10 protein-coding genes and 1 tRNA gene are annotated in these 9,187 nt (G+C 71.2%); 4 read left to right on the forward strand and 7 right to left on the reverse strand.

Going from position 1 to position 9,187, the window contains the following annotated elements:
- Both Q1K33_RS19985 and Q1K33_RS19990 read right to left on the reverse strand, forming a co-directional pair.
- A partial coding sequence (locus Q1K33_RS19985; RefSeq protein WP_300406566.1) for a hypothetical protein occupies positions 1 to 274 on the reverse strand: 274 nt, incomplete at its 3' end.
- A gap of 5 nt (positions 275 to 279) precedes the next feature.
- On the reverse strand, positions 280 to 1,131 hold the full coding sequence (locus Q1K33_RS19990) for a phosphatase PAP2 family protein (protein WP_300406568.1): 852 nt from the start codon (positions 1,129 to 1,131) through the stop codon (positions 280 to 282).
- A gap of 53 nt (positions 1,132 to 1,184) precedes the next feature.
- Between Q1K33_RS19990 and Q1K33_RS19995 the strand changes: the two genes are divergently transcribed.
- Entirely contained in the window at positions 1,185 to 1,868 is a 684-nt protein-coding gene (locus tag Q1K33_RS19995) for a TetR/AcrR family transcriptional regulator (protein WP_300406570.1), read from the forward strand.
- Here Q1K33_RS19995 and Q1K33_RS20000 read toward each other — a convergent pair.
- Positions 1,850 to 1,923, reverse strand: a tRNA-Pro gene (locus Q1K33_RS20000). The two genes, Q1K33_RS19995 and Q1K33_RS20000, sit on opposite strands and share 19 nt — an antisense overlap.
- Positions 1,924 to 1,999: 76 nt before the next feature.
- A complete protein-coding gene (locus Q1K33_RS20005) occupies positions 2,000 to 2,944 on the reverse strand; it encodes a metallophosphoesterase (protein WP_300406572.1) in 945 nt (314 codons plus the stop codon).
- A gap of 26 nt (positions 2,945 to 2,970) precedes the next feature.
- Here Q1K33_RS20005 and Q1K33_RS20010 point away from each other — a divergent pair, with 26 nt between their 5' ends.
- Positions 2,971 to 3,429, forward strand: a complete 459-nt coding sequence (locus Q1K33_RS20010) for a GatB/YqeY domain-containing protein (protein WP_300406573.1) — start codon at positions 2,971 to 2,973, stop codon at positions 3,427 to 3,429.
- A 16-nt stretch (positions 3,430 to 3,445) separates the two neighbouring features.
- Here Q1K33_RS20010 and Q1K33_RS20015 read toward each other — a convergent pair whose 3' ends face one another.
- A complete protein-coding gene (locus Q1K33_RS20015) occupies positions 3,446 to 5,614 on the reverse strand; it encodes a transglycosylase domain-containing protein (RefSeq protein ID WP_300406575.1) in 2,169 nt (722 codons plus the stop codon).
- Positions 5,615 to 5,896: 282 nt separating this feature from the next.
- On the opposite strand from Q1K33_RS20015, the gene Q1K33_RS20020 reads away from it, so the two are divergent.
- Complete coding sequence (locus tag Q1K33_RS20020; protein ID WP_300406577.1) at positions 5,897 to 6,190, forward strand: WhiB family transcriptional regulator; 294 nt, start codon at positions 5,897 to 5,899, stop codon at positions 6,188 to 6,190.
- Between the two features lie 17 nt (positions 6,191 to 6,207).
- On the opposite strand, the gene Q1K33_RS20025 is transcribed toward Q1K33_RS20020, so the two are convergent.
- Both Q1K33_RS20025 and Q1K33_RS20030 read right to left on the reverse strand, forming a co-directional pair.
- On the reverse strand, positions 6,208 to 7,329 hold the full coding sequence (locus tag Q1K33_RS20025) for an ArsA-related P-loop ATPase (protein WP_300406582.1): 1,122 nt from the start codon (positions 7,327 to 7,329) through the stop codon (positions 6,208 to 6,210).
- A gap of 91 nt (positions 7,330 to 7,420) precedes the next feature.
- Entirely contained in the window at positions 7,421 to 8,404 is a 984-nt protein-coding gene (locus Q1K33_RS20030; RefSeq protein ID WP_300406579.1) for an ArsA-related P-loop ATPase, read from the reverse strand.
- A gap of 191 nt (positions 8,405 to 8,595) precedes the next feature.
- On the opposite strand from Q1K33_RS20030, the gene Q1K33_RS20035 reads away from it, so the two are divergent.
- Positions 8,596 to 9,084, forward strand: coding sequence for a SigE family RNA polymerase sigma factor (locus Q1K33_RS20035; protein ID WP_300406580.1), 489 nt, complete (start codon positions 8,596 to 8,598; stop codon positions 9,082 to 9,084).
- Positions 9,085 to 9,187 lie beyond the last annotated feature (103 nt).

Below are 9,187 nucleotides of genomic sequence, written 5' to 3' on the forward strand. Positions count from 1 at the left end.
CCGCGGGGACGGGGACGCGCGGGACGCGCAACGGCCGCCGCGCCGGACGGCCGGCGGCACGGCGAGCGCCGGTGGCAGCCGGTCGGTCCTGCTCGGGGCTGTCTCGGGTCGCGACCGGCGATCCCGCATCGGCGAAGGTGGGCTCGTCATCCGTGGCGACGGGCTCGGCACCACGGCGGCGGCCGAACAGGCGGGGGAGGGCGAGGGTCGGTGGGCTCAGTCTCTCGTCGTCGTTGTCGTCGACCGGGCCACGTCCGGAGTCGTCGTCTGCCATGTCGCTCAGTGTCCCACGCGGTTCCTGGCGCCGACGGGGGAACCGCGTGACCCGACGTGCTCTCGTGACCACCAGCGCAGCGCACAGGTGACGACGGCGTAGCCGACGACGACGCAGGCGCCGCCCGCGAGCACGTCGATCAGGAAGTGGTTGCCGGTCCCGATCACCACCACCGTCATCAGCAACGGGTAGGCCACCGCCAGAGTCCTCCGGGCGCCACCACCCATCAGCCAGAGCTGGATCGAGGTCCACAACGCCCACCCGAAGTGCATGGACGGCACCGCGGCGTACTGATTCGTGGCGTCGCCGATCCCGCGCGGTGCCGAGGCCGCGGAGCCCCACCAGCCGTAGTCGGCGAACTCGCGCATCACGTCGACGATGCCGGTGCTCGGGGTCAGCCGCGGGGGCGCGACCGGGAAGGTGGCGTAGACGAGGACCGCCAGCCCGGACGCCACGACCAGCGACCAGTAGCCCGTCCAGTACAAGCGCCCCCCGTGTCGGCGCGAGAGCAGGAAGACCGCCGGGGTCGCCACGTAGTGCAGGACGGCGTACAGGTAGCAGGCGGTGACAGCGACCACCGTGGATCCGACGAACCAGGTGTTGAGGGCCTCCTCCAGGCCGCGGACGAGCTCGCCCTGGAGCGAGGCCAGCCACTCGGCGTGGGCGATCGCCCTCGCTGGGTCGGCCGTCACCAGGGACCGCACCACGGTGTAGGCGACCGCGAGGACGCCGAAGGTCCCGAACTCGATCGTCCACCGCAGGATCCGGTGACGCGAGGGACTGCCGGTGCGCGATGGCGTGGGGAGCGCCGGTGTGGCCGAGGCAGCCGTGGCGCCGCGGCGGGAGCAGTCCAGCATGGCAGTACGATACGGTATCGTACTCACCGCCGTACGGCGGGTACCGTCAGCGCATGGTCCCGCCCCAGGTCGCCGCTCCCGCCACGCCGGCTGCCCCGGCGTGTGTCACGCCGACGAAGCGGGAGGCGGAGCTGCTCGACGCTGCGCTCTCAGTGCTGCAGGAGCGCGGCTTCGACCGCTTCACCGTCGACGAGGTGGCAGCACGCGCCAAGGCGAGCAAGACGACGCTCTACCGCCGGTGGCCCTCGAAGCCCGAGCTGGTCCTGGCGGCCTTCACCCATGGCGTCCTGGACATCCAGGTCGGGATCGACACGGGCTCGTTGCGCGGAGACCTCATCGCGCTCGGCAACCTGGTCGTCCACCAGACCACCGAGCACGCGGCGACCATCGGGGCGGTCATGAACGAGCTCCGTCACGGAGCCGGCCTGCGCGATGCCTTCCTGTCGGAGTTCCTCCACGAACGTCGCAGGCTGATGGTCGGCGTCCTGGAGCGGGCGGTGGCCAGAGGCGAGATCGGGGCGCACGCGGTCTCCGACGAGCTGTGGGACCTGCTCCCGACCTACCTGGCGTCGCGGGCGGTCTTTCCGGGCCGCGCCCCCGACGAGGAGACCGTCCTGGCCCTGGTCGACGACGTCCTGCTGCCGTCACTGCGTCGTCCGGACGCGAACGACCCCGGCCCGCATGCTGCGGTGCCGGGGTGCTCAGGCGGGAAAGAGGGTCGGGCTGACAGGATTTGAACCTGCGGCCTCGTCGTCCCGAACGACGCGCGCTACCAAGCTGCGCCACAGCCCGAAAGCAGCCGACCGTGGTCGGCTCACTCGCCAGCGAGCATACCGGAGGCGTTCGGGTCAGCCGCAATCGCGGGGGGTCACGAGTCGACCGCGCCGCTCGGCGGGGCGGGCACCAGGGTGAGCAGGGTCGCCTCGGGCCGACACGCGACGCGGACTCGCACGTAGGGGTTGGTGCCGATCCCCGCCGAGACGTGCAGCCAGGCCGACCCGGGATCCCCGGGGCGGGAGTCGGCCGGGTGCCGGTGCAGACCGCGTGCGCGAGCGGGCTCGAGGTCACAGTTGGTGGCCAGTGCACGGCCGTTGGGCAGGCACACCTGGCCGCCGTGCGTGTGACCGGCGAGCACGGCGTCGTACCCGTCGGCGGCGTACTGGTCCAGGACCCGGAGGTACGGCGCGTGCGCCACGCCCAGTCGTACGTCGGCGGCTGGGTCGGCCGGCCCCGCCACGACGTCGAGGCGGTCGTAGCTCAGGTGGGGGTCGTCGACACCGGCGAAGGCCAGTCGGACACCGTGCACCTCGACCGCGTCGCGGCGGTTGGTCAGGTCGCGCCAGCCGGCCTCGGTGAAGCGCCGGCTCAGCTCGCGCCAGGGCAGCTGCGCGGACGCCGTGTGCCGGGTGCCGTCGTCGGGCAGCAGGTAGCGCAGGGGGTTGCGCATGGTGGGCTCGAAGTAGTCGTTGGAGCCGTGGACGAAGACACCGGGGACGTCGAGCAACGGCCCGAGCGCACCACACACGGCCGGCACGGCCTCGCGGTGGGACAGGTTGTCTCCGGTGTCCACGACCAGGTCGGGCTGCAGTCCGGCCAGGCCGCGGATCCAGTCGAGCTTGCGGGACTGTCCCGGCGTGACGTGCAGGTCGCTGAGGTGCAGCACCCGCAGCGGCCGGGCCCCGGCAGGAAGCAGAGGCACCTCGACCCGGCGCAGGGTGTAGCGCCGTGCCTCGCTGAGGCCGTACCCCGTTGCCGCCAGGCCGGCGATCGTCGCGGCGCTCGCGGAGGCGGCGAGAAACCGGGCGGTGCTCATGGGCCCAGGCTGCCACAATGGCGATCATGAGCACCCTCAAGGACCAGCTGCGCGCCGACCTGACCACTGCCATGAAGGCGCGCGACGAGCTGCGCTCCTCCACGCTGCGGATGGTGCTGACCGCGATCACCAACGCGGAGGTCGCCGGCAAGCAGGCGCGGGAGCTGAGCGACGACGACATCGTCGGAGTGCTGACCAGCGAGGCCAAGAAGCGGCGCGAGGCGGCGACCGCCTTCGAGGGCGGCGGCCGCGCCGAGAGTGCCGCCAAGGAGCTGGCCGAGGCCGGCGTGATCGCCGACTACCTGCCCGAGCAGCTCAGCGCCGACGACGTCGCCGCCATCGTGACGGCCGCGGTCGAGCAGGCCGGTGCCCGGGGCGAGGGGATGAAGGCGATGGGCAAGGTGATGGGCCTGGTCCAGCCCCAGGTGAAGGGCCGCGCCGACGGTGGTGCGGTGGCTGCCGAGGTACGGCGTCAGCTGGGGTGAGCTGCGTTACGGGGGCTCAGCCCCGTCCGTTGCCGTTCCCGTTCCCATTGCCGTTGTTGCCGCCGGGGTTGCCGTTCCCGGGGTTGCCGCCGCTGTTGCTCGGCGGCGTGGGCGGGCGGACGAAGTCCTGCCCGGCACCCTCGACCGAGGCCGGGTAGACGAACGGCACGGCGTCGAGACTGTCGTCGACGACCTTCATCGCGTCGCCCCAGATCGGCGCGGCCAGCCCGGAGCCGGACGCGCTCACGGTGACGCCGTTGATGGTCAGGCCGTCGAGGCCGATCGGGGTGCCGAACTCGTTGGCGCCGGCGACCATGGCGGCCGTCGCGATCTCGGGCGTGTAGCCGACGAACCACACCGAGGGCGACTTGTTGACGGTGCCGGTCGTACCGGTCTTGCCGGCCGAGGGCACCGAGAGCTGCTGGGCGGAGGCGAAGCCGCCCGGCTCGATCACGCCGCGCAGGATGTCGTTGACGGCGTCGGCCGTGGACTCCGACATCACGCGGCTGCACGTGGCGGGGTACTCCTTGAGCGTGCTGCCGTTGGCGTCCGCGATCGAGGTGACGGGGCGCGAGTCGCAGTGCACGCCGCGCGCACCGAAGGTCGCGTAGGCCTCGGCCATCTCCAAGGGGCTGACGTCGGCAACGCCCAGGGTGAAGTTGGGGATGCGCTCGGGTGAGACCAGCAGCCGACCGTCCTTGGCGCGCTTGCCCGTCGGCGAGGTCAGCTGGATGCCCATCTGCTTGGCCAGGCGGAAGGGCTTGCAGACGCCGGTCTCCTTCTCCAGGTTGAAGAAGAAGGTGTTGATCGAGCGACGAGCCCCGGTGTAGAGGTTCTCGGTGCCGCTCGAGCTGACGGAGTTCTGCATCGGGAAGGTCCCGACGAAGCCGGGCTTGCCCGGGCAATTGGCGAAGTCGGTCTGGTTGAACGTGGTGCTGTTGGGCGCCGGGAAGGTGCGGTCGAGCGGGATGCCGTCCTCGATCGCGGTCGCCAGCACGAAGGCCTTGAACGTCGAGCCGGCCTGGAAGCCGTTGCTGTCGCCGTACTGCTTGGGGACGATGTAGTTGAGGAACGTCTGTCCGCTCGCCTTGTCGCGGCCCATCGGGCGGGACTGGGCGATCGCCTTGACCTCTCCGGTGCCGGGCTCGACCAGGGCCAGGGCTCCGATGGCGTTGTCGGTCGCACGGACCCGGCCGCGGACGGAGTCGTCGGCGGCCTTCTGGTAGGCGAGGTCCACCGTGGTCTTGATCGTCAGACCCCCGGAGTAGAGCAGCCGCTCGCGCTCGTCGAGCGTCGTGCCGAGGGACTCGTCCTGCTTGAGGTACTCCAGCACGTAGGCGCAGAAGAACTGGGCCTGGCTGCTGGTGCACCCGTTGTTGCTCGGCTGCGTCTTGAGTCCCAGCCCGCGGTCCTTGACCTGGTCGGCCTTCTCCTGAGGGATCACGCTGAGCTCGGCCATCCGGTCGAGCACGATGTTGCGGCGGGTGATGGCCCGGTCGCGGTAGTCCGTCGGGTCGTAGGCCGACGGGTTCTGGACGAGTCCGGCAAGCGTCGCGGACTGGTTGAGGTTGAGCTTCTTGGCGTTGACGTCGAAGTAGTGACGCGCGGCGGCCTGGACGCCGTACGCGCCGTCGCCGAAGTAGACGATGTTGAGGTAGCGCTCGAGGATCCAGTCCTTGGAGTGACGGTTCTCCAGGGCGATCGCGTAGCGCAGCTCCTTCAGCTTGCGCGCCGGGGTCTCGGCGGTGGCCGCGGCCTGCGCCTCGGGATCGTCCCCGGCCTGCTGCAGCAGGGTCTGCTTGACCAGCTGCTGGGTCAGCGTGGAGCCGCCCTGCACCACGCCGCCGGCCGCGGCGTTGGTGAAGAAGGCGCGCATCGTGCCCTTGAAGTCGAGGGCGCCGTGCTCGTAGAAGCGCGAGTCCTCGATGGAGACCAGTGCCTTGACCATGCGCCGGTTGATCTGGTTGAGCGAGACGTTGACGCGGTTCTCGTCGAAGATCGAGGCGATCGTGTTGCCGTTGGCGTCGAGGATCGTCGTCTTCTGGGCCAACTCGTCGGTCTCGAGCTCCTGGGGCAGGTTGTCGATGCCGTCGGCGGTGTTGCTCGCCGCGAACCCCAGGACGCCCGCGAAGGGGATCGCCAGGCCTGAGACGACGACGCCGAGGACGACGGATACGATCGCCATGACTCCCAGGTGCGAGAGCACCGTGGCGGCGTGCGGTCGTTCACTACGTGGTCTGGACACCGCACCAATGTACGGGAGCCGTGGGTGGCCGACCGATTCTTGCGACACCGCCGAAACCCCAGGAAATGCTAGTCATCCTTGTCTAGTCATTTGTGACTAGACAAGGTGGGTCGAACGAGTCTGTTCTAACGCTGGCAATTTCTTTACCTTTTTCTCAAGGGAAAGCTTCCGGCGGCGCGCCTTCGGTGCATGGTCCGACCGGACCGATGTGGGGACATCACTATGTGGGTTGAAGACTGGGCGCCGCGCGCTGCCTGCCGGGCGGAGCAGCCCGACGAGTTGTTCGTGCGAGGCGCGGAGCAGAACAAGGCCAAGCAGCTCTGTCAGGGCTGCCCCGTACGCACCGAGTGCCTCGCCGAGGCGCTCGACAACCAGATCGAGTGGGGGGTGTGGGGCGGGATGACCGAGCGCGAGCGCCGGGCGCTGCTCCGTCGCCGCCCGACCGCCTCGTGGCGCTCGGTGCTGCAGAGCGCCAAGCAGGAGTCGACTGCGGCTCCGGTGCGCATCTCGGTCTGACCGTTCGTCAGCTCTCGTCAGGTCTCGTCGGTGCCGGCGGCCAAGAGCTCGCCGATCCGACGCAGCCCGCGCAGGTCGTGCACGTCGGTGGCGAGCGCGGGCACGAGCGTCGTGGCCACCTGTGGGTGGGCCCGAGCGAAGCCGGCGCGCAGCGCGCCCTCCCGCTCGACCAGTCGTGTCTGGTCGGCGTGCAGCCGCAGCAGCCCGGCCGTCAGCGACGTCGGGTCCTGGGCGCGCAGCCGCTCGGCGGCGGCCATCGCCTCGTCGGCCGACAGGTCGCCCTGAGGCACGGGGCTGGACCGGTTGACGACCAGGCCCGCGAGCGGCATCCGGTCCTCGCTGAGCCGCTCGACGAAGTACGCCGCCTCGCGCAGCGCGTCCGGCTCGGGCGAGGCGACGACGAGGAAGGCCGTGCCGTCGGCTTGCAGCAGCGCGTAGGTCTTCATCGCCCGCTGACGGAATCCCCCGAAGACCGTGTCGATGGCGGCCACGAACGTCTGCAGGTCGCGCAGCACCTGCGCCCCCAGGATCCGGGTCAGCGCGTTGGTGATCAGCCCGAACCCGGCCGAGACGATCCGGGCCGGGCCCTTGGCCGGAGCGAGCATCAGCTTGATGAAGCGTCCGTCGAGGAACCGGGACAGCCGCTCCGGCGCGTCGAGGAAGTCCAGCGCCGAGCGGGACGGAGGCGTGTCGACCACGATCAGGTCGTAGGTCCCGTCGCGCTGGGCGTCGGCGCGGATCTGGCCCAGCTTCTCCATCGCCATGTACTCCTGCGTGCCGGCGAAGGATGACGACAGGGTCACGTAGAAGGGGTTCTCCAGGATGGCCCTGGCCTTCTCCGGGCTCGCTTGCGCCTCGACGACCTCGTCGAAGGTCCGCTTCATGTCGAGCATCATCGCGTCCAGCGACCCGCCCGCCGAGGTGTCGACGCTGCTGACCGGGCGCGGAGTGTTGTCCAGGGCCTCGATGCCCATCGACTGGGCCAGGCGCCGCGCCGGGTCGATGGTGAGCACGACGACGCGCCGTCCCCGCTCGGCCGCGCGCAGCGCGAGGGCGGCCGACGTGGTCGTCTTGCCGACCCCTCCCGAGCCGCAGCAGACGATGATGCCGACCGATCGGTCGTCCAGGAGTCCGTCGATGTCGAGCGGGTCGGCCGCGGGTCCCGCGGGGCCGACCCGGGCCCGGGAGCTCGAGCGGTCCCCTGTCCGCGACGTGGTGCGCGCGGCCACGTCAGGCCATTCCCTGGGCGCGCAGGAGGCCGGCGAGCTCGTAGAGGGCGCCGAGGTCGACGCCGCGAGCCAGCCGCGGCAGCTCGTAGGTCGGGACGCCGAGTGCGCCGACGAGCGCCCGTTGGTCGTGCTCGAGCGCGCGTCGCTCCGCGTGCTCGCGGCCCTCGGCCACGAGCCCGTCGACCAGCGACTCGGCCGGGTCCAGCCCGACGCCCTTCAGGTCGGCGGCCACGACGGCGGGATCGGTGGAGGCCAGCTGGTCGCGGGTGAGCTCCTGGGGTCGGACCAGGTTGACCACGACCCCGCCGACGGGCAGGTCGTTGTCGTGCAGGTCGGCGATCCCGTCGGCGGTCTCCTGCACGGGCATCTCCTCCAGGACGGTGACGAGGTGGACGGCGGTGCGCGGTGAGCGGAAGAGCGTCATCATCGTGTCGGCCTGCGACCTGACGGGACCGACCTTGGCCAACCCGGCCAGCTCGTTGCTGACGTTGAGGAACTGCGTGATCCGCCCGGTCGGCGGGGCGTCGAGCACGACGGCGTCGTACTCGATGGCGCCCTTGTTGCGGCTGTTGCGCTGCACCGCCTCGAAGACCTTGCCGGTCAGCAGCACGTCACGCACGCCGGGCGCGATCGTGGTGGCGAACTCCACCACCCCGACCTTGTCGAGGGCGCGCCCGGCGCGGCCGAGCTTGTAGTACATCGCGAGGTACTCCAGCAGGGCCGACTCCGCGTCGATGTGCAGCGCGTGCACGACGCCGGGGCGCTCGTCGTCGAGCGGCAGCCCGGTCGTCAGCCGGCGCTCGGTGTAGGGGAGCGGGTCGACGTCGAACATCCGGGCGATGCCCTGGCGTCCCTCGACCTCGCAGAGGAGGACGTTCTTGCCCTTCGTCGCCAGGGCCAGGGCGAGCGCCGCCGAGACCGTGGACTTCCCGGTGCCCCCCTTGCCGGTCACCACGTGCAGACGCACCCGCGGCCAGTCGCTCATAGCGAGCCAGCCTAGAGGTACGGCGAGCGACGCGGACCCCGAACGGGGGTGGTCGCGCCCCCGGCGCTGCGCCACCTCGTCGAGGGCCGCCCGGGTCTACAGTTCCCGCGTGTCGGTCTCCGTGCGCTCGACCGGGCTCAACGTTCGCGTGCTCTCGCGCGTTGAGTCCGTGACGTCGTAGGCAGGTCGAGGTGGATCAGCGGTACGAGGAGTTCGTGGCGGTCGAGACGCCCCGGTTGCTGCGGGTCGCCTACGGACTGACCGGCAACCCGCACGACGCCTGGGACCTGGTGCAGGAGGCATTGGTGAGGGTGGGGATGAAGTGGCGCACGGTCGGCGACGGCAACCCGGGCGGCTACGCCCACACCACGTTGGTGCGCCTCAACATCGACCGCGGCCGTCGGCTCAGCCGCGAGCGGCTGCCCGGCGTGCTGCCCGATCGCGACGGTCCGGTGCGCGTCGATGCCGTCCTCGACCCGGCCCTGATCGAGGCGCTGCGTGGGCTGCCGAAGCAGCAACGCGCCGCGGTGGTGCTGCGTGCCCTGGAGGACCTCGACCACGCCGGGATCGCCGAGCGGCTCGGCTGCTCGGTCGGCACGGCTCGCAGCCATCTCTCCCGGGGGCTGGCCCGGCTGCGGGAGATCCTTGCCGAGCAGGAGGTCAGTGACCATGGAGCCTGAGGACGAGTCGTACGACGACCTGCTGGCGCGCATCCAGGCCGCCGGCGCACGGGTGGCCCCCGGCCCCACGGCGGGCGAGCGGGTGCACGGTGCGCTGGTGCGT

Origin of the sequence: Nocardioides sp., assembly GCF_029937575.1 — a bacterium.
In the GTDB taxonomy this organism is placed as follows: Bacteria; Actinomycetota; Actinomycetes; order Propionibacteriales; family Nocardioidaceae; genus Nocardioides.

Coding starts and splice junctions, on each gene's coding strand:
- Q1K33_RS19990 (WP_300406568.1), bottom strand. CDS start 1,131: ATGCTGGACTGCTCCCGCCGCGGCGCCACGGCTGCCTCGGCCACACCG.
- Q1K33_RS20010 (WP_300406573.1), top strand. CDS start 2,971: ATGAGCACCCTCAAGGACCAGCTGCGCGCCGACCTGACCACTGCCATG.
- Q1K33_RS20005 (WP_300406572.1), bottom strand. CDS start 2,944: ATGAGCACCGCCCGGTTTCTCGCCGCCTCCGCGAGCGCCGCGACGATC.
- Q1K33_RS20020 (WP_300406577.1), top strand. CDS start 5,897: ATGTGGGTTGAAGACTGGGCGCCGCGCGCTGCCTGCCGGGCGGAGCAG.
- Q1K33_RS19995 (WP_300406570.1), top strand. CDS start 1,185: ATGGTCCCGCCCCAGGTCGCCGCTCCCGCCACGCCGGCTGCCCCGGCG.
- Q1K33_RS20030 (WP_300406579.1), bottom strand. CDS start 8,404: ATGAGCGACTGGCCGCGGGTGCGTCTGCACGTGGTGACCGGCAAGGGG.
- Q1K33_RS20015 (WP_300406575.1), bottom strand. CDS start 5,614: ATGGCGATCGTATCCGTCGTCCTCGGCGTCGTCGTCTCAGGCCTGGCG.